At 68.2% G+C, this 25,348-nt stretch carries 20 protein-coding genes; 3 read left to right on the forward strand and 17 right to left on the reverse strand.

Features of this window, described 5'->3' with window-relative positions; genetic code table 11:
• Positions 1-54: 54 nt before the first annotated feature.
• The 4 genes from OG799_RS11915 to tnpA all read right to left on the reverse strand — a co-directional run bounded on the left by OG799_RS11915 (position 55) and on the right by tnpA (position 2,326).
• The gene (locus tag OG799_RS11915) at positions 55-273 is read right to left on the reverse strand and encodes a hypothetical protein (protein ID WP_406046268.1); all 219 of its coding nucleotides are present in this window, start codon (positions 271-273) and stop codon (positions 55-57) included.
• On the reverse strand, positions 270-569 hold the full coding sequence (locus OG799_RS11920; protein WP_406045089.1) for a DivIVA domain-containing protein: 300 nt from the start codon (positions 567-569) through the stop codon (positions 270-272). The genes OG799_RS11915 and OG799_RS11920 overlap by 4 nt, the downstream gene beginning before the upstream one ends.
• A 140-nt stretch (positions 570-709) precedes the next feature.
• Positions 710-1,927 carry an RNA-guided endonuclease InsQ/TnpB family protein gene (locus tag OG799_RS11925; RefSeq protein WP_406045090.1) on the reverse strand — a complete coding sequence of 406 codons (1,218 nt, stop codon included), beginning with the start codon at positions 1,925-1,927 and terminating at the stop codon, positions 710-712.
• On the reverse strand, positions 1,928-2,326 hold the full coding sequence (gene tnpA, locus OG799_RS11930) for an IS200/IS605 family transposase (RefSeq protein WP_406045091.1): 399 nt from the start codon (positions 2,324-2,326) through the stop codon (positions 1,928-1,930). It abuts the gene before it with no gap.
• Between the two features lie 327 nt (positions 2,327-2,653).
• On the opposite strand from tnpA, the gene OG799_RS11935 reads away from it, so the two are divergent.
• Together OG799_RS11935 and OG799_RS11940 are read left to right on the forward strand one after the other, a co-directional pair.
• Complete coding sequence (locus OG799_RS11935) at positions 2,654-3,544, forward strand: helix-turn-helix domain-containing protein (RefSeq protein WP_406045092.1); 891 nt, start codon at positions 2,654-2,656, stop codon at positions 3,542-3,544.
• Positions 3,537-3,740 carry a DUF397 domain-containing protein gene (locus OG799_RS11940; protein ID WP_406045093.1) on the forward strand — a complete coding sequence of 68 codons (204 nt, stop codon included), beginning with the start codon at positions 3,537-3,539 and terminating at the stop codon, positions 3,738-3,740. Before OG799_RS11935 ends, OG799_RS11940 begins: the two co-directional genes overlap by 8 nt.
• A gap of 605 nt (positions 3,741-4,345) precedes the next feature.
• Here OG799_RS11940 and OG799_RS11945 read toward each other — a convergent pair.
• From OG799_RS11945 to OG799_RS11980, 8 genes are all read right to left on the reverse strand, one after another.
• Positions 4,346-6,496 (reverse strand): UvrD-helicase domain-containing protein, encoded by a 2,151-nt coding sequence (locus OG799_RS11945; RefSeq protein ID WP_406045094.1) that lies wholly within the window; start codon positions 6,494-6,496, stop codon positions 4,346-4,348.
• Between the two features lie 110 nt (positions 6,497-6,606).
• The gene (locus OG799_RS11950; protein WP_406045095.1) at positions 6,607-9,147 is read right to left on the reverse strand and encodes a DUF262 domain-containing protein; all 2,541 of its coding nucleotides are present in this window, start codon (positions 9,145-9,147) and stop codon (positions 6,607-6,609) included.
• 173 nt (positions 9,148-9,320) lie between these two features.
• The gene (locus OG799_RS11955) at positions 9,321-10,541 is read right to left on the reverse strand and encodes a DUF2201 family putative metallopeptidase (protein WP_406045096.1); all 1,221 of its coding nucleotides are present in this window, start codon (positions 10,539-10,541) and stop codon (positions 9,321-9,323) included.
• A gap of 11 nt (positions 10,542-10,552) precedes the next feature.
• Positions 10,553-11,803, reverse strand: a complete 1,251-nt coding sequence (locus OG799_RS11960; protein ID WP_406045097.1) for an AAA family ATPase — start codon at positions 11,801-11,803, stop codon at positions 10,553-10,555.
• A gap of 63 nt (positions 11,804-11,866) precedes the next feature.
• Positions 11,867-13,261, reverse strand: a complete 1,395-nt coding sequence (locus OG799_RS11965; RefSeq protein ID WP_406045098.1) for a hypothetical protein — start codon at positions 13,259-13,261, stop codon at positions 11,867-11,869.
• A 161-nt stretch (positions 13,262-13,422) separates the two neighbouring features.
• The gene (locus OG799_RS11970; RefSeq protein ID WP_406045099.1) at positions 13,423-13,617 is read right to left on the reverse strand and encodes a DUF397 domain-containing protein; all 195 of its coding nucleotides are present in this window, start codon (positions 13,615-13,617) and stop codon (positions 13,423-13,425) included.
• Complete coding sequence (locus OG799_RS11975; protein WP_406045100.1) at positions 13,610-14,491, reverse strand: helix-turn-helix domain-containing protein; 882 nt, start codon at positions 14,489-14,491, stop codon at positions 13,610-13,612. Before OG799_RS11975 ends, OG799_RS11970 begins: the two co-directional genes overlap by 8 nt.
• On the reverse strand, positions 14,484-14,798 hold the full coding sequence (locus OG799_RS11980; protein ID WP_406045101.1) for a hypothetical protein: 315 nt from the start codon (positions 14,796-14,798) through the stop codon (positions 14,484-14,486). Before OG799_RS11980 ends, OG799_RS11975 begins: the two co-directional genes overlap by 8 nt.
• A gap of 159 nt (positions 14,799-14,957) precedes the next feature.
• Here OG799_RS11980 and OG799_RS11985 point away from each other — a divergent pair, with 159 nt between their 5' ends.
• Complete coding sequence (locus OG799_RS11985) at positions 14,958-15,194, forward strand: GntR family transcriptional regulator (protein WP_406045102.1); 237 nt, start codon at positions 14,958-14,960, stop codon at positions 15,192-15,194.
• 453 nt (positions 15,195-15,647) lie between these two features.
• Here OG799_RS11985 and OG799_RS11990 read toward each other — a convergent pair whose 3' ends face one another.
• From OG799_RS11990 to OG799_RS12010, 5 genes are all read right to left on the reverse strand, one after another.
• Entirely contained in the window at positions 15,648-16,808 is a 1,161-nt protein-coding gene (locus OG799_RS11990) for a hypothetical protein (protein WP_406045103.1), read from the reverse strand.
• Positions 16,809-17,066: 258 nt separating this feature from the next.
• Complete coding sequence (locus OG799_RS11995; RefSeq protein WP_406045104.1) at positions 17,067-20,237, reverse strand: type I restriction endonuclease subunit R; 3,171 nt, start codon at positions 20,235-20,237, stop codon at positions 17,067-17,069.
• Positions 20,238-20,289: 52 nt separating this feature from the next.
• Positions 20,290-21,507 carry a restriction endonuclease subunit S gene (locus tag OG799_RS12000; RefSeq protein WP_406045105.1) on the reverse strand — a complete coding sequence of 406 codons (1,218 nt, stop codon included), beginning with the start codon at positions 21,505-21,507 and terminating at the stop codon, positions 20,290-20,292.
• A complete protein-coding gene (locus tag OG799_RS12005) occupies positions 21,500-23,122 on the reverse strand; it encodes a type I restriction-modification system subunit M (RefSeq protein ID WP_406045106.1) in 1,623 nt (540 codons plus the stop codon). The genes OG799_RS12000 and OG799_RS12005 overlap by 8 nt, the downstream gene beginning before the upstream one ends.
• Positions 23,123-23,134: 12 nt before the next feature.
• The gene (locus OG799_RS12010; RefSeq protein WP_406045107.1) at positions 23,135-25,210 is read right to left on the reverse strand and encodes an N-6 DNA methylase; all 2,076 of its coding nucleotides are present in this window, start codon (positions 25,208-25,210) and stop codon (positions 23,135-23,137) included.
• Positions 25,211-25,348: the final 138 nt, after the last annotated feature.

Below are 25,348 nucleotides of genomic sequence, written 5' to 3' on the forward strand. Positions count from 1 at the left end.
CCGGCTCGCCGGCGACGTCGTAGCCGGTCGACTGCGCGTACCGATCACCAGACGCTATGACCTGGCCGAGGTGCAGCGCCGGCCGCCGGGCAGCAGCAGGTCGCAGAAGACCCGATGGCATACGTTCTGGTCGTCCTCGGCCGAGACGGTGGTCTCCCCCGGGTCGGTCTGCGGCAGGACGAGCAGCCAGCGGCCGACCACCCGGGCCAGGCGCTGCGCGGCGAGCAGGTCGTTCGCGACGACCGGCAGGTGGATGACGTACCGCTGGGTCACCGCTCGTGGCCCCGGTCGGTGCGGGCGCGGGCCTGGTCGGACTGCCAGCGGCGCAGCGCGTCCTTGATGACGGCGGTCTCCCGGCGGCTGGCGGCCAGGGCCGCGTGGACGGCGGCCAGGTCGCCGGCGGCCCGGTCGAGGAAGGCGTACACGTCGTCGGGGTCCAGGCCGCGGCGTCCGAGCCCGGCGGGCTTGAAGCGGCGCTCGCGCACCTGCCACGGCAGCAGACTGGTGTACGCGCCGGAGCGGTAGGTCGCTGCGCTCCCCCGCGTCGGTCGCTGATTGCGGACGCTCATTCGCTGGCCTGCCTCTCGTCTGGAGGGGGTGGGGCCACCCGCCCTCCCCGCACGGGCGGACCCACCCCGCCCTGCCACCGCAGCTTCGTTGACCTCCTCCCCACGGCTGAAGCCGGGGGATTCCCGTGGCTGAGGCGCGTTCACGCCGCGAGCCGTTCGGGTGGTTGGCGCTTCACAGACCGCCCAACGGCGAGGTCTCCACGCCCTGTCACCGCCAGCCCGGCGGCGAGAATGTTCTTGGCCGCGTTTACGTCGGCGTTGTCCTGGTGCCCGCAGGCTACGCACCGGAAGACCGCTTGGCTCTCGCGGGACTCCCGGGCGATGTGCTTGCAGGCGTGACAGGTCTGCGACGTGTACGCGGGGTTGACCTTGACGACCTCCGCCCCGTGGTACCGGGCGGCGTGCTCCAGCTTGAGCAGGAACCCGCCCCAGCCTTTGGCGAGGATGGCCCGATTCAGGCCGGCCTTCTGCCGTACGTTGCGGCCGGGTTGCTCGGCAGTGCCCTTGGCGCTGGCGGTCATGTTTTTGATTCGCAGGGCCTCGACGGCGACCAGGCCGTGGTCGCGGACGAGCCGCACGGCGGTCTGCGCGGCGAAGTCGGCCCGCCGGTCACGGATGCCGGCGTTGAGGCGGGCGAGTTCGGCGCGGACCGCGTCGCGGCGGCTCGATCGACGGTTGCGGCCGTGAACGCGCCGCGACCGGGACAACCGTTGCTGCAACCGCTTGAGCCTCACCGCCTCGCCGAGGGTGACGAACTCCCGGTCGTACGGGTCGCCGTCCGAGGTGGCGACCGCCACGGCCACACCTCGATCGACTCCGATCGGCGCCTTGCCGTTTGGGGCCACCTCGGCCACGCCGTCCTCGACACAGAACGAGATATACCAGCGCCCACCGGACCGGCTGACGGTGGCGTTGCGGATGGTGCCGTCGAGCGGCCGGGTCCAGCGCAACCGCACCGGCCCGAACTTCGGCAGGCGCACCTCACCCCACCGCCGATTGAGCCGGCGCACCGCGATGTGGTTGGGGTCGGGGAACCGGAACGACGGTGCGGTGCGCGCCTTGGACCGCCACCGCACCTTCCACGTGCCGTGCGTCTTGCAGGCCCGTTCCAGGTCCCGCAGCGTCTGCTGAAGCGTGTGGGACGGGCCGTCGGCGAGCCACGCGCAGTGCGGGTCCTTCTTGGCTTCGGCCATCTGCCGGGCCTGCTCGACGTAGCCGATGAACGCGCCACGTCGGCGGTACTCGCGGCGCTGCTCCAGCGCAGTGTTCCACACCGCCCGGCAGGCCGCCCCCACCTTCTCGGCGTAGGCGGCCTGCTCGTCGGTGAACGCGAGCAGGTAACGGCGGCCGGTCAGCATTCAGCGGCCCTTCTGCTGCTCGACGTACCGCTTCACGGCCGCCAGCGGGGCACCGCCCGTGGTCGCCACGAAGTACGAGTTGGTCCACAGAGTCGGGAGCCGGGAGCGCAGCGACGGGAACTCCTCCCGCAGTACCCGCGAGGTGCGCCCCTTGACCGCCTTGACGAGCTTGTGGACGCCGTACTGCGGGTCAACCTCGACCAGCAGATGGACGTGGTCCGGCATGACCTCCAGGGCCACCAGCCACGCCCCTCTCTCCTCAACTATCTCGCGGATGAGCTGCTTGAGCCGTTCCTCGATCCGGCCGCCGAGCACCCTGCGCCTGTACTTCGGGCACCACACCAGATGGAAGGCGCACTGGAAGACGACGTTGCTGTTCGACCGCAGCGTGACGGACACCTGACCAGTATACAGCGCAGTGCTATCTACTGTCCGTCCGAAGTTGAGGCGCTAACCCCACGGCCAAAGCCGGGGGTCTGCGCGCTACGCACTTCGATCAGCAGTACGGCACCAGGGCTGCTCATGGATCGTGTTGTCGGTCCTGGTAGCTACCGTCGGCGCCGCACCGAGCCGCGTCCTTGTAGTCAGCATGTGACAGTGCGAAGTGGAAGCGCAACGTTCCACGGCAGAATTCTTGCCAGAAGTATTGACTTTCTTTACTGAAATCTGTATGTGTTGCAGTGCGGCATCACGCAGTGTTGCAGGACGGAATCAGGGAGTGCTCGGATGGCAGAGGACATCGGATCGACCGTGCCGCGCCGGCAGCTCGGCCGGCTGCTACGCCAGTTCCGCACCGAGGCCGGCGTGACGCTCGACGCCGCCGCCGAGGCGCTCGAATACAGCCGGCAGAAGATCTGGCGCATCGAGTGCGGCCTGGGCGCGGTCCGGGTGCTCGACGTCAAGGCGATGTGCGAGCTGTACAACGTGTCGGCGGAGATGACCGAGGCGATGCGCGGGCTGGCCGCGGAGACGAAGTCGAAGGGCTGGTGGCACGCGTACGGGAACGCGGTGCCGAGCTGGTTCGAGCTGTACGTCGGCCTGGAATCCGCCGCCGCGCATCTTCGCCGCTATGACGAGTCCCTGATCCCCGGCCTGCTTCAGACTCGGCAGTACGCGCAGGCCATCTACCGACTCGACCGGCCAAAGTCCAGCGAGGAGCACCGAGAGCGAGCCGTTGAAGTGCGGTTGCAGCGGCAATCCCTGCTGACGCGTCGGCTGCCCGCGGCCCCTCAGGTGAAGCAGATTCTCTCCGAGGCAGTTCTGCGCCGGGCCGTCGGCAGGCCAGAGGTCATGACCACTCAGCTCCGACGGCTGCTCGAAGTAAGCGATCTGGCAAACGTGTCCGTGCGCGTGCTGCCGCTGTCCGCTGGGCCCCCGCCGGGGGCGGTGGCTGGATCCTTCGTGATCCTCGACTTCCCAGCTTCGAAGGGCGGTCGCGCCGCGCCCGAACCCTCCGTGGTCTACAGCGAGTCACTCACCGGAGCGCTCTACCTCGACAAACCCGACGAGTTGCGTGCCTACGAGGACGCGTGGAAGGGCGTAGAGACTCTCGCACTCGATGAGGGAGAATCCATGGACATGATCAAGAGGATCCTCGGGGAGATGCGGCATGACTGACCTGACCGGCGCCCGCTGGCGCAAGAGCACCCGCAGCGGAGGCAACGGCGGTGACTGTGTCGAGGTCGCCGACAACCTCCCCGGCATCGTCGCCGTCCGCGACTCCAAGGACCCCACCCGGCACGCCCTGACATTCGCCCCACAGACCTGGTCTGCGTTCCTTACCGCTGTCCGCCGAGGAGAACTTGTTGACTGATCCCGGCGGTCGCCGTCGGAGCGATGCAAGGCAACGGCGTCCGCATAGCCGCGGACCTCGTTGTACTCCCTCAGCGGCTTCGAGCCGACGGCTCGACCCCGTTCGAGCAGCGCCTGCACCTCACGCAGCACGAGGGTGTTGCCCTCCAGCGCGGTGGAGTGATGGGCCTCCTGGTGCCAGATGTCGTCCCAGATCGTCTGGGCCTCCTTCGGGCTCGGGAGGCCGCCGAGACGCTGGTTCAGTTCGCCCAACGCCTGATCGAGACGCAGGTAGACGGTGGCCCGGCTTGGACGCCCTCTACCGACCACGCGCACCTCTTCTCAGCTGTCCGCCGTTCGTATATCGATGAACGAAACTTGTCACAGGATTTCGGCGGCTAATTCAACTTATCAAGTTCTGCGATTCGGTGAGCGAAGGCGCGCAGCAGGGAGTGGAGGATTCCACAGCCACCTCGCAATGGTCATCGATTCACGTTCTCTGCCGGCTGGCGGCCAGCTCGCGGTCGCCGCCCGGTTGCTCAAATGCGAACGCTGCTACGCGGCGGCACCCGCCTACTCGCCCGCTGGCCCCTCGGGTGTCGGCACCCGTCCGGTGCCGCCACCTTCTCAGCGGTGGTCGGCAGCGAACGAGAGAAACGGGCTGGGTGTCCCGCACCACGACACGTGCAGCGCCTCCCGGGCGCGAGTGCTCGCGACGAAGAGCAGACAGCGCTCCCGGAGCATGTCGCTCTCGTGCTGCAGCTGATCGACCTCGCTCGGCGTCACCTCGTTGGCGAAGGGAACCGCGCGTGCTGTCGCCCCCATCACCGCTACGCACCGGAACTCCAGCCCCTTCATCGCGTGCATGGTGGCGAGCCGCACTCCGTCGACGTCCGCGCCAGGTTGGTCCCGTACCCGCACGGCCGGGATCCCGGCCCCGGTCAGCTCGTCGTGCACGCTGCTGAGAACCGTGTTGAACCGCGCGCAGACCCCGATCTCGCCCGGCTGGACGCCCTGTTCCAGCCACTCCCCCACCCGCTTGACGAGCGCCGTGACCTCGGCCTGGGATGTCGGATACCCCTGCGCGTGCGGCCGCTTGCCGTGCAGGAGCGATCGGTAGCCGGTGAGGCTGTCCTCGCCCTCACCGCCGAGGTCCTCGACCCGCGACCCGACGAGCACGCCGGTGGACCAGGAGAGGATCTCCTCCGTGCTGCGGTAGTTGATGCGCAGCCGGCTGCTGCGGCCGGCGACGGAGATGCCGAGGGCGTTGAGCGACACCCGAGAGTCGTAGATCCGTTGGTGCGGGTCGCCGGTAATGAACAGGTCGTCGGGGCCGGGCGCCACCGCGGCGCGCAGCACCCGCCACTGCGCCGGGTGCAGGTCCTGCGCCTCGTCCACCACCACGTGGTCGAAGCCGTGGACGCCGAGGTCGCCTTCCCCGAGCACTCGAGCAGCTCGCGCGCACACCTGGAGGTGCGTGATCGTGCCGGCAGCCGCCAGCTCGGCAGAGAACATCTCCACCGCGTCCCACAGCCGGTCACGCTGGCGCGGGCCCAGCGCCGACCCTCTCCCTCGCCGGCTGACCTCGCGATACTCCCCGCGGTCGCGCACGTCTTGGGCGAGGATGACGTGCCGGTACTCCTGGGCGAGGAACTGCTCGGTCCAGGGCAGCGTCAGCCGCCGGCACACCCGCCGCCAGACCTGCCGCTCGTCCGCGTCCCCGATCGGGGCGGGCACTCGCCCGGCGAGGGCGCGCACCGCGCGGTTGGCGAAGGCGTTGACCGTGGTCACCTCCACCCGCGCCAACTGCTTCTCGTCGCCGAGGAGCAGCGCCAGGTTCACCCGCAGGGCGGCGGCCAGGGCATTGGTGTACGTGGTGAGCAGCACCCGGCTGTCGGCCGAGCGGGACAGCAGGTGCTTGACCCGGTGCAGGGCAACCACCGTCTTCCCCGTTCCCGGACCACCCGTCACCTGCGCCGGCCCCTTGTACGACACCCGGTACGCGAGGCGCCGCTGCGACGGATGAAGGAACACCCGCCAGGCGGCGAACGGCTTGTCGAGGATCTCGGCCAGCTCGTCGGGCCGGGTCACCAGCATGATGCGGCTGGTGGTGTTGGCGATCGCCGCCGCCAGGCTCTCGCTCGGCTCCGGCGTCGCGGCCGCCGGCCGGCGCTCGACGACGAGGTCGCGATGGACCTCCTCCGGTGAGAAGCCCTCGGCGAGGTACTGCAGAACCTCGAACTGGTCCTCGGGCAGCAGCGTGCCGAACGCTTCGAGCTGCGGCTTGTCGACGATCGTCCGGACGGCCCGCAGCACTTGGTCGTCGATGCCGAGGTCCCGCAGGACGGTGTCGGAGTGCTTCGCGAACAGCAGGGTGGGCGCCTGCGCCGCCGCCTTCTCCAGCGCCGGCGTGAGCTGCTCGATGGCGACGACGTTGCGGACCTCCAGTGCCCGCGTCGCCGTGTTGACGGTGTAGAGACGCTTCGCCGCCCAGGTGTACGCGCCGTCGTGCGGCACCACGCTCAGCAGCAGGAAAGTGTCGCTGCCGTCGTCCGGGGCCAGCACCACCCCGCGCCAGAAGTCGTTGATGCGGATGGTCCGCATCCGCGGGTCGCGTGCGTTGTTCACCGACTCCAGATGCAGGCCCTTGTCGGCGTGCAGCTCGGCGATGGTGAACTGCTGGAACTTCGCCATCGCCTTGCGTACGCCGGCCTTGACCGGCTTCTCCAGGACGTCGTAGCTCTCCCAGAAGCTGTTGGCAAAGGCGAGTTGCGGCACGGGCCGACCTCCCAGGTGGCAGCAGGCGACCGCGACCCTATCGGTCGCGACGGCGGATGGTTCCTGCGGCACCTGACGGAGGGTCAGGTGCCGCAGCGCCGGAAGCTTAGCTAGGCCGTGACGAGCCCGGCCGGTGCCGGTGTCTGCGCCTGGTCGTGGAACCACCGGAGGTGGTCGAGCAGCGCCTCCCGGGCGTCGGCATCAGCGAGGACCCCTAGGGGGAAGCCGGGACGCAGGGCGATCTTGGCGGCGGCGATGTCCACGCCCGGCAGCTGGTTCAACCGCTGGCGCAGCTCCTCGCGCAGGGTGACGTCGTCGAACGGCGGGCGCACGCTGAGGTGCTGAAACACCACCTCGAACTTGCCGCTGGGGTAGATCGCCGCTGGCCAGATGTCGCCCTGGTCGTGTTCCTTGCCCCGCGCCATCAGGAAGCAGGAGGTCTCTCCTCCCGTGCCGTAGAGCAGGGTGCCACCCATCGAGGTCCAGGTCTCCAGCACGACGAGCGTCGCCGTGGCGACCGCAGGGGATTGCAGGGCGGTCAGCTGTTCGACGAACCGCTCGGCGAAGGTGAGATCGTCGTCGGAGCGCGGTCGGGGCAGGCGCTCTGGCATCTCGTCCGGCGTCAGCCCGGCGAGCTGCGCGAGCTCCTCGGTGCCGATGCGCTGCGCCTGGTCGGCGCGGCCGTACTGGTCGAACTCCACACCCTCGGCTCGCAGCAGTTCACGCGGGTCGTCGGTGCGGTCCGGGTCGAGCCACCGGAACCCCGGCGAGACGGTGCCCTCGACCTGCAACACCCGATGGGCGTTCGGCACCGGATGAGCGGCGATGCGGGCACCGACGGGAACCGGATGGCTGCCGATCAGCGCGGCCAGGTCGCCGTAGGTGGTCCAGGAGCCGGCGGGCAGCTCGGCGAGGGCCTTGGTCATGACGTCCCACGGCACGTCCGACTGGTCGGTCGCCTGCGAGCTCGGCCCCGGCCACAGAGAGACGATGCGGTCGGCGAGGGCGTCGGCGCGGGTATGGATCTCGGGACGTCCCCAGCGTTCCTGGGCGGCGATCTCCTGGTTGAGCACGATCCCGCTCTTGGCCAGCTGGATGCGCTTCACCGCGAAGGAGCTGTTGCTCAGCTCGGAGTTGTATCCGGTGAGGGTGAGGTTTCCCAGGGTGTGGACCAGGGCTTCGTGTGCCTCGCGGAAGTTCTCCTCCGGGCCCAGGTCCGCGGCGAGCGCCTGCCGCCATTCCGTGGTGGGGGTCTGCGGCAGCACGTGCTCGATGGTCAGGGATTCCGGCGCCACCGGCTCCTTGCTGTCGTACGACTCCTCCAGCCACTGGAGGATCAGTTTGCGGTGACGCGCGCGACCGTTGAGGTAGAAGGGCATCGAGCGCGCCGCGTCACGCACGCTGGAGTCGGTGGAGTAGTACTTGCGGCCGACCGAGAGGTACGCCCGGACCGCCTCGTCGATCGCCAGTTCGGTGCTCATCTCCGTCACGACGGAGAGCAGGATCCGGTTGAGATTGTTGGTGGGGCGGCCGGTCAGCAGTCGTCGGACGAAGAAGCTCTCCACGTACAGCATCGCCGAGGCGATCTGCTCGGAGGTCGCCGTGCCCTGCTGCCGCCGGTCGAGCAGGTGCAGCAGCAGTGGGTAGACAGTGGTCGTACCCCAGGCGCTGAGCCGCTCCAGCCGCCGCCGTACGCCCGCGTCCTGCTCCTCGTTCGGGTGGAGGATGACCCGCAGCAGTGCGCCGAGGCGGCTGAAACGCTGCACCTCCGTCTCGATCTCGTCCTCGGATCGGAGGCGGTTGAGGCGGGCCTGCTGAGCCGAGTAGACGTCGCTCTGCTTGACCCGGGGATCGCGGTGCACCAGGTCGAGCCAGAACAGCAGCTCCATCTCCTCCGACGACAGCTGCTTCTGCAGCGGCAACCAGAGGGACTGATAGACGCTCTCACCCCGGCTGGGCAGTCGCATGAACAGGTAATTGCGCAGCAGGTCGGCCTGGGTGAGCTTCAGGCCGGTGTTGTTGAGCGACTCGAAGATCCGGTGCACGTTGTCGCCGGGCTGAGCGGTCACCGACACCAGCGCCAGGCCGGAGATGACGGCACTCTCGATGCGTTCGATGTCGAGCAGGTCGTCCGGGTCGTCGGCGGCGGCGAGCTGCGCCACGAAGAACCGGTACGCAGCGCCCACCGGGTCGGCACCGCCGGCCTGCGGGGTGGAGTCCAGACAGGCGAGGTAGGAGTCACGGTCGGCCTGGGTGGGGACCAGCTTCATACGCTGCTTCGGCCGCCACGGGTTGATCAGGTACTGCTGGTTGAGCCGATCCCGGTGCACCGGGTCCTCGTGCTGGGCGCGGTGGTCGCGGATGGCACAGAGCAGGATGGTCAGGGTCGTGAGCCGCTGCTGCCCGTCCACCACTAGGTACTCGGCCACTCCCGCCGGCCCGTTGGTGGGGCTCGGCGCGAGGACGAGCGAGCCGATGAAGTGCGTGGCGTTCGGATCCTCGCCCCGGTCGTCGGCCAACTTCAGGATGTCGTCCCAGAGCCGCCGCAACTGGGCGGTCGTCCACGAGTACGTGCGCTGGTAGAGCGGTACGTGGTACTGCTTCGCGCCTTCCAGCAACTCCTGCAGCGTCGTCTCGCTTGCCGCGACCAAAACCCAGCTCCCGTCGCCTTCGGACCTGACCCTAAGTCAGCAAGACAACCAGATCAACAGCGGACCGAGCAACCTACGCCGGGCCGAAACCGCCCTCAAAACAATGCGATCCCTCGTCGACTATCCGACATATAGCCGTCTTGCGATGGAAGAGCACCTGAGCCTCGCAATCATCATCCGATGACCACCACCTGCGCCCAGGACGGCGGCGGTTCCGGCCTGTGGTCGTCCTCGTCGGCCCATGAGCCCCTTGGCCGTCGCGGGAACAGGCCGACCACGGTGCGGCACGGTGGCGGCGAGGTGGGCCACGGTGTCTGCCCGTCGGTCAGGGCCACCACGACGTCCGGTCGGGGGCGAGCTCGCAGCGCCGCGGCGAAGCCCTCCCGCAGGTCCGTGCCCCCGCCTCCGACCAGCGGGATTCCTTCGGCGCGGCACAACGGGTGCACAACCTGGGCCGCCGCGTCGCAGGACAGCACCGTGACCAGGTCGCGTCGTCCACCGACGGCGCGGCTGATCGCCGCGACCTCCAGCAGAGCGCTGCCCAGCTCGGCGTCGCTGACCGAGCCGGACGTGTCGACGACGACGGACACCCGGGGCGGTCGCCGCCGCAGGCTGGGCAGGACGATGCCGGGCAGGCTCGCGGACCGCCGGGACGGCCGGCCGTAGGTGTAGTCCTGGCCGGCACCGGAGCTGGAAGCCGCCGAGCGGACCGCCGCGCCCAGCAGCTGCCGCCACGGCTGCGGCGGGTGGAACGCCTGCTCCGCCCACCGTTGCCATCCCTTCGGGGCGTCGCCGGGGCGGCCGGTGATGCCGTTTGCCACCCGGAAGCGCACCGCGTCGCGTTCCTGTGCGCTGAGTCCGTGCGCGCCGTCCGGTCCGAGGTCCCATTCCCGCTCCAGGCCGTCGGCGCCGCTGCCACAGTCCAGCCACACCAGTCCCTGGGTGTACGGGCCGAGGCGGAACTGCCGCAGGTAGTCCTCCATCAGCTCACCCTCGGGCAGTCCGAGCAGCTTTGGATCGACGGCGCCGTCAGGTCGGGCCAGCCCGTCGCCGTAGATGTCGTCGTTGATCTCGCAGTCCGCGGCGATGTTCATCCGCAGCCGCTCCCCCGGCCCGGTCAGGCCGCGTTCCCGAGCGACCCGGTCGCCGCGGCCGTGGTGGTCGCGCAGCAGGTGCGAGACCTCGTGCACCCACACCCCGGCCAGCTCCTCGACCGGGGTGCGGGCCACGAACGCCGGCGAGACATAGCAGCGCCAGTACGGGTCCACCGCCATCGTCGGCACCCGCCGGGAAGCCACCGGGTGCAGGGCGAACAGCGCCGTGGCCAGGTAGGGCCGGACCCGGGCGGCGTGCAGCCGGGCGGCGAAGAGCTTGTCGAGGTCCAGCGTCCCCATACCGGAAGGGGTCATCGGCCGGCCCCCGCAGCGGCCGCCACCCGCGCCGCGGCCTCGTCGGCCCGCCGGGTCAGCGACACCACCCCGGCGAGGCGCTCGATCGAGGCCGGGACGTCCCAGTCCTCCCGCCGCAGGGCGGCGAGCGTGGTCGCGGGGACAACCACCAGGTCCGGGGGCCCGGTCTCCAGCGCCCGCACCAGCAGCGCCCAGGCGGCGTCCCAGCGGGCCTTGTCCGGGCGCTGCCGGACCGCTTCGACCACGCCGTCGAGCGCGGCCTGCCGCAGGTCCCCCCGCTGGGGCAGGTCGGCCGCTGTCGGGTCGGCCAGCAGGTCCTCGGGGTCCGGCAGGTCCATCCGGTCCATGCTGGCCAGCAGTTCCAGTCCCGGCCCGTCGCCGACGGTGCCGCGAACCAGCATGGACAGCACCTCCCGGGAGGTACCGGCCGCGGTGGCGAAGGCGGTCAGCCGCAGCGTCATGTCCCAGGTGCGCGGCGACGGCCAGGGGCCGCCCCGTCTGGTCTCGGTGGTGGGCAGCCGGTGCACGAGCCCGGGACGGACGGCGAGCAGCCCGCAGACCGCGCGGCGAGCGAAGGCGACAGCTTCGGTCAGCCGGCGTGGGTCGAGCCGGGGCAGCGACGCGCGTGGCCAGCTGCCGCCGAGGCCGCGGACCACGACGTCGTGGTCGTGGGTCCATTGCAGATGGACGAACCGGTTGGCCAGGGGCGGGCTGAGATCCCACCCGTCGGCGGCGGAGGCGCGCGGGTTGGCGGCGGCGACGATCCGTACGCCGTCGGGCAGCCGCAGGGTGCCGACCCGCCGTTCGAGGACGAGACGCAGCAGGGCGGCCTGGACGGCCGGTGGCGCGGTCGACAGCTCGTCCAGGAAGAGCAACCCCCGGCCGGTCTGTGCCAGGCGGACGGCCCAGTCCGGCGGGGCCATCGGGACGCCCTGCCCTGCGGGATCGTCTCCGACGACGGGCAGGCCGGCGAAGTCCGACGGCTCGTGAACGCTGGCGATCACCGTGGTCAGCGGCAGGTCGAGAGCGGCGGCGAGCTGGGTCATGGCGGCGGTCTTGCCGATCCCCGGTTCCCCCCACAGCAGCACCGGCAGATCGGCGGCCACGGCCAGGGTCAGGGCCTCCAACTGCGCGTCGGGGCGCGGTTCGGTGGTGGTGTCGTTCAGCAGGGCGAGCAGGTCGGCGGCGACGTCGAGCTGCGGGGTGTGCGATGAGGCGGTGGCGGCGGACGGGGCGTACGAGGGCATGAGCAATCACCTGTCGGGTCGGGTGGGGCCGTTGGGCCGTGGAAGAAAGGAGAGACCTGCAGGTCAGGGGCGGGCCGCGTGGCGTGGGTGGGTGCGATGGTCGCGGGGGCGGCGGTCCTTCGGCCCGCGGGCAGGGCTGTGCCCGACCAGCCCCGCCCGGAATAGCCCGTGCGTGACCCGCCGGAGCGCCGCTGTTTCCAGCTCCTCTCGCAGGGCGCCGCCGCGCAGCAGCGCGCCGGGACCGAGTAGGTCCTCGACGACGGCCAGGGCACCCGCGGTGTCACCGTGGTCCAGCCGAGCCCGGACGTCGACGAGGCACTCCGGGTGGCGGTGCACCTCGTCGATCACCCGCAGGCAAGGCAGCGGGGTGCCGGTCAGCGCGGCCAGCAGCTCCTCACGGCGAATCTCGGCGGCATCGTGGTCCAGCGGGACGAGCACCCCGTCGACGAGGCCGATCCGGTGCCGGGCGCCGCGACACTCGACGATGTGGGCGCCGGCCCGGTCGTCCGTCGTCTGTGGCGGGGCGGCCGGCAAGCGGTCGGGCGTCAGCGCAGCCGCGACCAACGGATGTAGCCGGTCGGCGTCGATCAGCCCGGCGCGCAACAACGCCAGGTCGGGTAGCACCCAGGTCGCCGCGTCGGGCAGCACCGGCAACCGGGAGCCCGACGCCGCCGTGAGCCGCGGCGTTCCCGCCCCGTCGGCCCCTGCTCCCAGGTCCAGCACCAACCGCCGCCGGCCACCGAGCCGTACGGCCACGGCGCCGTCGGCCTGCCCGTCCGCGCGCAGCAGCAGGCGTGCCTCGTCCGCCCAGCGGTCCACGGCACAGCTCCGGTCCTGGAGCACGTTCAGCTCCAGGGTGGAGCCGGGGGTCCGGTCGGCTCCGGAGCGGGCCCGCAGGTCCCCGGCGCGGCGCGCATCCCAGAGGTGGCGGTGCAGGTCGAGGCGGAACCGCCGGCCGGGGCGGGGATGCGGATGGCGGCCGCGACCGGCCCCGGGACGGGAGGCGTCCCAGAGGGCGAGGCTGATCCGCTGGCCGGCGTCCGCCCAGGCTGGCGGGGTGCGGACCACCAGGTGCACCGTTGCGCGGTCGTGCCGTCGTTCAGGGCACGTCGTGCCGCCGGCCGCCTGCCCGGTCAGGTCGTACCGGGCCAAGGACACGGTCAGTCCGGGGCGCAGCAGCCCGTCCGGCGCGATCCTCGGCAGGTGCCAGCGCAACAGATCCGGTGCCAGGTGACGAAGATCTGTCCGGAGCTGGGAGGCCAGTTCCCGGCCGTAGGTGCGGCCGAGCGAGCGCAGGTCCAGGTCGACGTCGACGCGCGCGGCGGCGCACGCCCCGGCCCAGTCGCCGACGGCACGGCGGGCGGTCGCAGACTCGATCATGGAGAGCGGCACGGCGAACTCGCGCACGTGCCGCCAGAGGGAGAGGCGGGAACTCCCGGTCACGGTCAAGTGGTGCATCAGCACTCACCTTGCGTGAACCGGTCCCCCAATCTGGTGAGAGAGGTGTTCATCGCGGGGCAGCTTACCCCGTCCACCTCGGCCGGTACAGACCGTGATCACATTCCGTCGGCCGACGCTGGGCCCGGCGCAAACCCGGGCCTGCCGCCGGTCGGCGTCTCTCAGTGCGACGACCACGCAGCACGGACGAAGGCCGCCCAGGCGTCGTGGGTGAAGCTCAGCATCGGCCCGGTGCGGTCCTTGCTGTCGCGTACGGCGACGACGCCGGGCAGGTTGTCGGCGACCTCGACGCAGTTGCCGCCGTTGTCGCCGCTGCGGGTGCTGGTGCGCCACCGGGCTCCGCTCAGCTCAGCCATGATGAACCTCCTCGGAGATCTTGGTGATCAGGTGTCGGGACTGCCGCTCGTCCAAGGCCAGCGAGTCGAGGCTCGCCCAGATCCGCTCGTAGGCGGCCAACTCCTCCTTCCGATCGAGGTAGAGCGCACCGGTCAGCGACTCGCTGTAGACGACCGACGGCTCGGGCTCCACGCGGTTGCCGGGCGGAAATTCGAGCAGCACGAACGCTCCCGCGACGGCGCCGAAGTGCAGGCCGGCGGCCAGCGGCACGACCCGGATCGAGACGTGGCGCAGCCGGCCCAGCTCCACCAGGTGCCGGAGCTGCTCCGCCATCGTCGCCGGGCCGCCGACGACCCGCAGCAGCACCGCCTCGGAGAGCATGACGTCGAACCGGGGCGGCGGAGGCAGCCGTCGTCGCAGCAGGGCCTGCCGTTGCAGCCGCACCTCGACCAGGCGCTCCCGCTCGTCGTCGGTCATGCACGACCGGTGCTGACACACCGCGGACGCGTAGTCCCGGGTCTGGAGCAGGCCGGGCACCAGCGTGTCGTCGTGTTCCCGCAGCCGGCCGGCGGCGGACTCCAGGCCGACGTACAGCTCGAACCAGTCGGGGACGGTGTCACCGTACGCGTGCCACCAGCCCCTCGCCCGCGTCTCGCCGGCCAGGCCGGTCAGCGCGCCGGTCAGCTCGGGCGTCGCGCCGTACAGGTCGCACATCGCGCGCACGTCGAGCCCGCGCGCCGCGCTCAGGCCCGCCTCGATCCGCCACACCTTCTGCCGGCTGCACTCGAGCGCCTGCGCCGCACCGTCCAAGGTCATCCGCGCCTCGGTCCGCAGCTCCCGCAACGCCCGCCCGAGTTGCCGTCGGGGCACCGTCGACCCGATGTCCTCAGCCATCCGATCCCCGCCCCTCAACCTCGCTGGCATTCGTCGCTGACCGTTGACCGCCCTCGGGCGTCCGCACGTGCCCGACAGGCACCAGCGCCGCCCCCGGGTTCCGCTCGCCGGGCAGCTTCGGCCGGTCGCGCTCCGCGCCCTGGCTTGCCGCGCGGGCCGCCCGCCGCCGCTCGGGCGCCTCGAAGACGACCGCACCGTCGCACGGCGATGTCGCCAAACCATCGGGTACGAGGTTCTCGACCGTCAGCCGCCGGAAGCGTCCTGGCACGTCCCCGTCCGGCAGCGCCTGCCCGGTCAGGTCGATCACAACCCTCCGCGGCCGCAAGAACCACTTCCACCGCCTGCCCATGTCCCCTCCCGCTCTGCTGCGGTACTGGTCCGGGTGAGCCTAGCACACCTATAAAGCCTGTAAATACAGGAAGGGGTTCCTTTACATGCTTTCGTGACCGGGTGCTTCCCTGATCACATGCCGTACGCCCAGCCGCTTTGGCGCCAGATCAGGGATGATCTCCGCGCAAAGATTCGGGCCGGTATCTACCCACCCGGGAGCAAACTTCCCTCTGCTCGTCTCTTGGCGGAGGAGTACGAGACAAGCCACGTGACTGTCCGACGTGCGCTGGACTCCATGATTGAGCTCGGTGAGCTTGTCGGTCGCATGGGCATCGGCGTTTTCGTGGCGGAGACTTCAGAGCGGGATTCATAAGCGCGAAACCTGCCCCAGGAATGTCGCTCTTGGAGGCGGGCTGCGGAGAGGTTATCCGGCTGTCGTTTTGGCCGGCGTCGCCGCGTGTCGAGGGCCCAATGCCGCCTAACTTAAGTTGATCATGTTGGTGGGGCTGGGGTCTCGGGTTGGTGCGGTGTGGCTTTGTGGCTTACCCAAGGGCTGTCTGATTTGATCACTGCCCATGGTGTCGGGTGTGGAGGTTCGGCCGGATCAGGTGTCGGTCGGGGTGTTGGTCACCTCGGTGCCGCGCGACGCGGTCGACGCGGCGGTGCCGCGGTGTGGGGTCGGGGCCAAGCGCTCGGATGGCAAGTTGCCGCCGCATGTGGCGGGACTCGGAGTAGCGCTGCAAGATCCAGCCCTCGGGGGCTTATCATCAACCTCTCGCTGTTCTGTGGCGGCCGATGCGGCCGTCGGCCGGGGCGGCAGCAGATGTTAAGCGGACAGATCCGCCAGGGTCCGACGGCGGATCTCCTTGAGGGACACGACTTCCGCGGTGCGCGCGTCTTCGGTGTGCCAGAAGTCCAGGCCATCGGTCGCCTTCGTGGTGGCCGATACGCTCGGACCGTGCACGACAATCTTCACCGCCTCCCCCGCACCCGATGGCGAGTTGTAGACCTGGCCGCGATACCGGATGGTGCCGTCGTCCAGAAGTTCAGCCTGGTGCTGCTTGCCGAAGTAACTGGCAACGAGCGCGCAGCCCGGCCGCAGTCGGCCTACGTCGATCATGTCGGGAAGATGAAGCCGCCGCTCTTCGGGGCTGACCCGCGGCTTGCGGGGTCGGACTTTGCCAGCGCTGGAATTCGGTCCGCGTTGAGTTTCGGCAGCCGGGACACCTCGCGGCGTGACAAGGCTGCTCTTTGGCCTTTCGGCTATCAGCGGCGAGGAGGTTGCCGGAGCCGGTCGTGAGGCCAGCGGCGTGGCCGCCGCGGGGAAGTCGAAGGTCGCCCGCGCTCGCACTAGGCTGGAGCGAATGTCGTCTCGAGTGAGCTTGGACAGCCGACGGTCGAGCAGCGCCACAAGGTCGGAGGCAGGCTCCCCACCGGCGAATAGCTCGACGAGCTCGGCGTGCACCTGTCGGTCGACGAAGAAACCCTTCCACAGCTCCTCGATCCGGTTGTCCCGCATGTTGTCCTTACTGAGTAGGCTCAACAGCTCGACGACCGCGTCGACGTCGTCCTCAAGCCGGACTGCCCGGAAGAGCTTCTGTTCAATCGGCACGGGAGCGTGGGCGTTGTAGACCCGCCACTCCGAGCCGTCCGTGAGCGCCACCCACTCGACGCCCGCGACGGCGGCGTAGCTGATCGTCTGGTTCGCCCACCGTGGATCGTCAAGGTTCTCGCCAAGCCCCTTTGCCTCGATAAACAGCCGCGGCGTGCGTAACAGTAGGAGGGCGTAGTCGACGGGGTTATCGGCACCGCGACGTCGATACTCACGGTGCACCTCATCGGGGTCGAACAAGTCCCACCCCAGGGCGCCGATGACGGGTTCGATCAAGCCCGCCTTGGTGTTCTGCTCACCGATCCGCTGCGCACGCCGCCGATGGCGTTCCAATAGGTCGACGCACTGCTTGACGGCGTCATGTAGTTCACTCACCCGTTCACCTACTCACCAATGCCTCACTTCAGCTGACCGTCCCCTACTGGTCATCGTGGCGGCGAGGGCGGAACCACGCAGCCCTAGCCCACCGTCCGGCAGGACCCCTCTCCGCCAGTGCCACAAGACGAGAAGACCACAACGCGCCGCCAAATTGAAGATCCGTTCAAGTACCGTCTGGGAGACAAAAAGCTGACAGCCCTCGGCCGCCTCGCACCGCAAGACATGCGCCGTTGGATGCGTTCAGACGTCGCGGCGCTACGCCTGGTCTTCGACGTAGGTGCGGGTCTGCTTGAGCACCAGATCGACGGCCTCTGGGCGGGCGTCCGGTGGGTAGCCGTACCGGGCCAGCAGCCGCTTGACCTTGCTGCGGACCAGCGCTTGGGCCTGTTCCCGGATCCACCAGTCGACCGGCAGGTTCTGGAGCTCACGGACGAGATCCTTGGCGATCTGTCCAAGCACGACGTCTCCGAGCAACTCCGTTGCCGACTCGTTCTGTGCGACAGCAGTGTAGAAGGCGTACTCGTCTTCGGTCAGGCCCATCTCGGCGGCCTTGCCGCGGTCGGCGGTGACCTCCTTGGCCAGCGCGACCAGCTCCGCGATGATTTCGGCGGCGGTCAGCCCGCCCGAGGTGTAGCGCTGCATGGTCTTCAGCAGTTTCGCGGTGAACCCTTCCTGGGCGACCACGTTGTGTGGATGGGCGGACCGCACCTCGCGCTCGATCGCTCGACGCAGCGCCTCGATGGCCAGGTTGGGGCGCTGGCTTTCGCGCAGTCGACGCATGAAGTCTTCGTCCAGGTGCGACAAGTCGGGGCGCTGGATGCCAGCCGCCTCGTAGATGTCGACCACCTCGTCCACCGCGATCGCGCTCGCCGTAAGCTGCCGGATTGCCAGCTCCACGTCCGCCGCTGTGGCGAGCCCACGCTCCGCCCGCTCCTCGGCCCTCAACTTGGCCAGATACAGGCGTACGGCCTCGAAGAACTCCAAGTCCGTCCGCAATGGCCGAAGCTTGTCCTCACGCGGGCAGTTGCTGTAGGCGCGAGCGATCTTGCGGGCGGTGTCGGCGTAGCGATCGGCGAGGGTGGGCTTGCCGTCTTCCAGGTCTGGTTCGGGGCTGCGGAGGTAATCCACGACATCGAGCGCCGCTTGGTAGAACGCACGGGGCCTGCCCGAGTCGCGCTTGGCCTTCCAGTTGATGCCATGAAGCTGGCTGCCGATCACGCCGTGCAGCTCAACAACCATGTCGACGGCCGCGCTGATGTCCTTTCCGATCGGCTTCTCGTCGATATCGGTCCGGCTGTACTCCGCGAGCGCCTTAGTAAGGTCGTCGGCGATGCCGAGGAAGTCCACCACCAGACCGCTGGGCTTCTCGCCCCACCGGCGGTTGACCCGCGCAAGGGCCTGCATCAGAGCTGCCCCACGCATCGGCTTGTCCAGGTACATGGTGTGCAGCGGCGGCGAGTCAAACCCGGTCAGCCACAGCGACTGGACGATCACCAGCTCCAGCGGGTCGTCGGCGTCCGTGGCCCGGCGCTGGATCTTCTTGATCGCACCAGTCGACCGGACGTGCGCGGCGATCGGTTCCTGGTCCTTGGCGCTGCCGGTGTAGACGGCCTTGATCAGGCCTTGGTCGTCGTCTTCGTCGTGCCACTCTGAACGGATCGCGGCGATCTCTTTGTAGAGGTCAGCGGCAACTTTCCGCGAGTAGCAGACGATGATGCACTTGCCGGGCTTGCCGGTCAGCTTGACCATCTCGGTCCGGCGCCGTTCCCAGTGCCCGACGATGTCCGCAGCGAGCTTCTGTACCCGATCGGCGTGCCCGACGACGTCCTCATACTGCGCGAACGCCCGTCGGACGCGGCTGATCTCGTCCTCGTCGAGGTCGACGGTCAGGTCCTCGGCCTCCTCGTCCAACTCCACCGGGTTCACGCCCTCGGGCAGGTGCACGGGGAGGTGGCGGTTCTCGTAGTAGACCCGCACCGTGGCGCCGTCGCGGACCGCACGGGTCAGGTCGTATACGTCGATGTAGTCGCCGAAGACGGCACGGGTGTTCGCCTCGGCCCTAGAGATCGGCGTGCCAGTGAAGGCAATGAACGCCGCGCTGGGCAACGCGTCGTGCAGGTTCTTGGCATAGCCGTCGAGGAAGTCATAGTGACTGCGGTGCGCCTCGTCCACGACCACGAGCACGTTGCGCCGCTTCGATAGCAGCGGGAAGTCGATGTTCGCTTCCTTGTCCGCCTTGGAGCGGTTGAACTTCTGCAGGGTGGTGAAGATGATCCCGCCGGACGGCCGGTCCAGCAGCTGCATCAACTGCTCCTTCGTATCCGCCTGTGCGGGCGTCTCCGGAAGCAGGTCACTGGCCGCGAAGGTGAGAAAGAGCTGACTGTCCAAGTCGATCCGATCGGTGAGCACCACGATCGTCGGGTTGCGCAGTGCTGGCTCTTTCATCACCTTAGCGGTGTAGTACGCCATCTCCATGCTCTTGCCGGAGCCCTGGGTATGCCAAACGACGCCGATCTTGCCGTCGCCGCCCACCGCGGTGATCGTCTTGTCAACCGCAGTATTGACCGCAAACATTTGGTGAGCCTTGGCCAGCCGTACCGTGTCGATCGCGCCACCCCGCTCTCGAGAAAAGGCGGCGAAGTTGACCAGCAGGTCCAAGAAGATCTTGGGGTCGAACGCCCCACCAATCAGCGTCTCCAGCGCCCGGCCATCGGTGACGTCAACGGGCTCGCCGTGCTCGTCGACATCCCACGGGGCCATGTGCTCCCATGGGGTAAATAGCGTCCCAATCCGCGCCGTTATCCCATCGCTAGCGACCGCGAAGACCGGCACCGCGAGGGCGGTCGCACCGAACTCACGTCGATACGTCATAAGTTGGTCATACGCCTCGCGAGTGCCGTCGGTCGCGCCGGCCTTCTTGAGCTCGAACACAGCCAGCGGCAGACCGTTCACGTAGGCCACTACATCCAGCCGGCGCTTGGAGCGGGCATCCTTGATTGTCACCTGGTTGGCGGCGACCAGATCATTGCCATACGGGTCGAGAAAGTCGATGACCCACGCGGTGTCGGTGCGGTTCTCCCCCGACACCGGATCGACGTAGCCGACCTTGACTCCACGCGTCAACAGTGTGTGGAGACGGTACCGCTCCGTGAACGCGTCCGCCGAAGTCCGCTTCTCGAACTCGGCCACCACCTCGTCCACGGCGTCGAGCGGCAACTGCGGATTGATCCGGGCGACCGCCTCCCGAAGTCCGCTGTAGAGGATCAGGTCTTCCCACGACTTCCGCGTGCCGTCACCCTTGCGAGAAGGCGCCAATTCGACGCCAGTCATGGGGCGCCACCACTCGCCAAGCTGATCCTTGACGTGCTGCTCCCACTCAGCCTCGGAGTCGTCGTGCGGGTAGGCAGGGTCGTCCGACAAGGTCATGGCTCCTCCAAGAGCGGGTGCTGCGTGGCGGGGAAGTTGTTCATCCGGGGTGTCAGACGGCGTCGGAAACCGACCGCTCAGCGTCCTTGATCCGTAGCTCTCCCGAAATCAACTGCGGCAGCAGTACGTCTCGAAGTTGAGCGAGAGAAGTATTTTCCTCGCGAGCCTGCCCGGCCCGTGCCACCAGCGACGAAACCTGCTCTCTCCTCACCTCGTCGATAGCCCGGGGATCGACTACCTCAGAGGCAAGAACCTCCTCTGGACGCACGCGCTGATGGCTCTTTGAGGTTCCTGTCACGCGTGCGGCGAGATGGGAGAGGAATTCAGGCTGCCGAGCCACGGCCCAGAGTTCTGCGGCAGTGACGGTCGGGTTTGGCGCAAGCACGAGAAACTCGGTTGACGCGACGGCCGGCATACCTACCTTCGGCTCAACCCGCCAAACTCTCGGAATATCGGGATTGAGCTTGGACAGCAAGACACCGGCCTCATCGATCAGGAATTTTGCGCTCAAGATGTTTTCCGGAGCGCAGATATCTGGAATCTGACCGTTGTCGAAGGCTGGAAGACTATAATGCGCGACCGCTGAGACATTGAGGGCAGATGGGGTCACCTGTGTTTTTCGTAGGCTACACAGCGATGAAAGGCTGGTCCGAGACGGCCACCTCTCTTCCGAGAAGAGAGACAGAGCCAACTCGCTGCCCGTATCGGCGATCCGTTCGTTGACCGCAATCTTATCGTCCAACGCCCCGAGCAGCGCTGCAATTGCATCTTGGACAGGGCGCGGCGGCACCATTACCGGGAACGACTCAATCTGCGCTTTGGTTAAAGCCGGCCGGGTAGCGCCGTCGCTTAACGAGAGCATGAATGCCTTAAACAAGGGATGCGTGAGGTACTTCTGGAGATAGACGGAGCTTAGACGGCCGATAGGCCGAATGATAGCGACATGCTGGCTAACTCTTGCGGGGAGAAACTCCTCATCAACAAGAGCACAGCGAGCTACAGAATCCCCAGTGATGTTCAACAGAATGTCGCCCGCATAAACCTCGACACCTTGCAGCGCTCTTGCTGCATCTGCGTTGATTAGCGCTAAGCCTTCTCTCGTCATTCGGTGATCTAGCACATTCTGGGAACGAATGAAACTAATTCCCTGAGCGACATATGCTTGCTTTCCGCCGCGTGGCGTCGCACCGGAGCCAATCTTGCTCGTTAGATCACCCAAACGAGCAAGCTCCCAGCCGCTAGGCGTCGGGCCGACGACCTCCCTAAGCATCGATCCTCCCGAGGTGGTCGCGGACCACTGCCTGGAGCCGAGCCGACTCGTCAAAGTGGGCGAACAGCTCTCTCGTGATCCGGGACATCTTTTCCTCGAGTAGCTCGTCGTCGCTAGTGTCGGCCTCCGCTGCGCCGACGTAGCGGCCGGGCGTGAGGATAAATTCGTGTTCCCGCACTTCGTCCAAAGTTGCTGACTTACAGAAGCCCGCCACGTCCATGTACTGGATCGTCTTGTCCGTGCCACGCCAGGCGTGATACGTCTCAGCAACGCGGCGGATATCTTCGCCGGTGAGTTCACGCTCGGTGCGGTTACGCATGACGCCCAGGTTGCGGGCATCGATGAAGAGCACCTGATTGACGCGGTTGGCAAGCCTCTTCGACCCTTGTGGGCTCTTGTCCCGAGCAAGGAACCAGAGGCAGGCCGGGATCGGGGTGGAGCGGAAGAGTTGACCAGGGAGCGCGACCATGCAGGCAACGAGGTCGCCCTCGACCATCGCTCGGCGGATGTCCCCCTCGCCAGACTGCTTGGTGGACATCGAGCCGTTGGCGAGCACGATGCCGGCGCGCCCCTTGGGAGAGAGCTTGTGGGCCATGTGTTGCAGCCAGGCGTAGTTGGCGTTGCCAACGGGCGGGATGCCGTATTCCCAGCGGGGGTCCATGACGAGTCGGTCGCCACCCCAGTCGGAGATGTTGAACGGCGGGTTGGCCATGACAACGTCGGCGCGCAGGTCGGGGTGCTGGTCTTCGTGGAAGCTGTCTGCCCACCTGGTGCTGAGGTTGGCTTCGATGCCGTGGATGGCGAGGTTCATCTTCGCCAGCCGCCAGGTGTTCTGGTTTAGTTCCTGGCCGAACACCGAAATGTCGAAGGCCTTGCCACCGTGGGTTTCGATGAACTTCTCGGCTTGGACGAACATGCCGCCGGAACCGCATGCCGGGTCATAGACGCGCTCCCCGGGCTGTGGTTCGAGGATCTCGACGATGAGCTTGACGATGCTCTTCGGCGTAAAGTATTCGCCGCCTCGGCGGCCCTCAGCCAGCGCGAACTTCTCCAGGCAGTATTCGTAGACCTCGCCGAGGACGTCGCGGGCGCGGCGGCGCTTGCCGTCGGCGCCGAACTGATCGCGGAAGCGGAGCTTGTGAATGAGGTCGACGAGTTCGCCGAGGCGGCGCTCGTCCACGCCGCGCCCGTTGTAGAGGCCCTGTGGTAGCGCGCCCTTGAGGTCGGGATTGGCGTCGCCGACGGCCTTCATCGCGCCGTCGAGGAGCTGGCCGATGCTGGTCTGACCGGCGGCGGTCTTGGCGCGGTGCGCAAGGGACTCCCATCGGGCGGCCTGCGGCACCCAGAAAACACCGCGGCCGGCGTACTCGTCCTGGTCCTCCAGCAGTGCGGGCCGGTTCGCCTCGGGGATGCCCTCTGCCTCCAGCTCAGCTTCAATCTGCGCCCGCCGCTCGTCGAACGCGTCCGACGTGTACTTGAGGAAGATGAGGCCCAGCACGAAGTGCTTGTACTCGGCGGCGTCCATGCTGCCGCGCAGCTTGTCGGCTGACTTCCAGAGGGTGTCTTTCAGGTCGGCCGATTGCCGCTCTACCGGCTTGCGCGCGCGTGGGGGCACGATCTCTTCTCCTCAGGTGTTCATGTTTGACATGTTGGGCTTGAAGCGCAGGCTCATCGCCCCGTCGGCAACGCCGGCGGCGATCCGCCGCCGGACCAGATCCAACGCCGCAGCTTGGTTGCGGGCCTCCTCAGCCAACTCGTTGAGCATCATGGACGCTTGGTCGAGATGGCCGTATTCGGCAGCGGTCAGCACGGGGATCTCCAGCTGCTGGAGAGTTACGCTGCGCACGCGTGGCCCGGTGCGCGCCGCGTTGCGAGCCGCACCGAGCAGCGCGGCCAGCGCGTGCGGCCCGATCCAGGCCTGCTGCGGCTCGTCCTGGTACAGCGAGGAGTGCTTGACGTAGCCGGGGATGCGCAACCCCTGCACCGGGGTGAGCAGAACGCTACCGCCGATTTCGTCCACCATCGCACGGAGCTGGTTGCCGGCCATGATGACCACGTCGCCCGGTTCGGTGATCGCAGCGGCGGCGTATTGGCCGAGTGTCAGCACGTCGATCCGGCGCTCACCTACGGGCAGCTCGCCGAGCAACTCTTCGCAGCCCAGGACCCGTTGCCCACTGCGCCCCAGGTTGGTTCCGGAGATGCGATGGCCGGGCAGGCGGATGAGCTGCCGGCCGCGCAGCAGCTCGCCAATAGTGCGGTACGCGACGCCCTGCGGGCGGGTGATCACCGCGATCCGCTCCAGCGTCGTAATCGCGTCATCCGCGTCCGTCTTGAAAGTTGCCGCCGCCGACTCACGTGCCCGAACCGCCCCCACCACGTGGTCCTCAGGTGCCGCCTCGGGCGCCAACAGATGTGACGGCAGCAGCGACCGCCTGCCTACCAGCTTGGACACCGGAATCGCGCTGCACGGCTCAGCTTCGCGCGAGTTCCGCGTCCCGCACACGAGCCGCACCGTCTGCTCGATCCATGACCCGCCGGACCGGGCTCGGATCTGGTTCGCGTCGCAGACAACGACGTCTCGCGACGTTTCGCCCTCATCTGGCGCGAGCACCAGCAGCACAAGGTCTGTGCCCGTGATGAAGCGGTGGATGCTACGGGGCAGCTGGATGATCGCGCGCACACAGCCTCGACGAACGAGTTGCTCGCGCACCCACGTGACCGGAAGCCGGCGCGATGTCGCCGTACGGGTCAGCGTCCATTCCGGAACGACAGCGAACCCAAGCCCCTCGTCGCTGAGACACTCCACCACCCGTGAGGCCCAGGACAGCGGGTGTTCCTCATGGTGGTCCTGCTCGCCCGGCTGGAACGGCGGGTCGACAAAGATAATGTCCGAGCCGGAGAAGTCGGCGGTCTCCTGGCCATCGGCATGGAACGCGACCGTGTCGTGGCCGTGGCAGAAGAGTCTAAGACGCAGCCACTTCGCCATCACCGGATCTACCTCGGCACACCGGATGTCGCGCGGGCGGCCGGCAGCCAGCATCGTGGTGAGCAGGCGCCCTGGCCCGGCCGCGAGGTCGGCAACGGCAAGCTCGGTGGGATCGCCCAGCATCTCGTTCGTCAGGCGGACGACCAGGTCGCAGATCTCGGCTGGCGTCTCAACCGGGCCACCGGACCAGCCACGACGACCGGCTGCGGCGAGCAACTCCTCGGCCGCACCCACCGCGCCGAGTTCTGCCACCAGACGCTCCACGTCTACGAGGATCGACAACGCCACTTGGTCGTGAGCACGCACATGGCTGAGCAGGCCGACGAGATCGGGGTGCGCAGCCTCAGCCTTGACGCAAAGGTCCGCCAGCGTGGACAGGTCGGTGGGCAGTGGGCGTTGATGGGCCGCCCGCAGCGCGATCAGCTCGAGCGCGACGTCAGCAAACCTGTCCGGATCGAGCTGGGATCCGTCCATGCTGCCACCACGCAGCATGGACGCTCGAAAGATGTCTCCGTAGGTGGTGACCGCCAAGCCGTCGCCCTCACTCCGAGCCGGCACCGGTCGCTGGTCCAGCCACCGAGCCACCTCGTCTGCATCAAAGAGCGGCCGAACGGGCGAACCATCGACCGGGCCAGGAAAGTCGGGGTGCCGGCGTCGCCAGTTGCTGACGCTAGGGCGACGTACCTGGGCAAACTTCGCGATCTGCGCCAGCGTCACTGTCGGCATCGTCCTCACCTCCATCCGGCCGGTCTCGATTCGCCTCCGCGGTGAGGCTACAAGCAAGGGAACCGGACTCGCAAGTGCTGAGGTGATAACGGGTGTTACCGGCCTCATGGATGCTGATGATGGTAGGAA

Origin of the sequence: Micromonospora sp. NBC_00898 (genome assembly GCF_045207895.1) — a bacterium.
Classification (GTDB): Bacteria; Actinomycetota; Actinomycetes; order Mycobacteriales; family Micromonosporaceae; genus Micromonospora.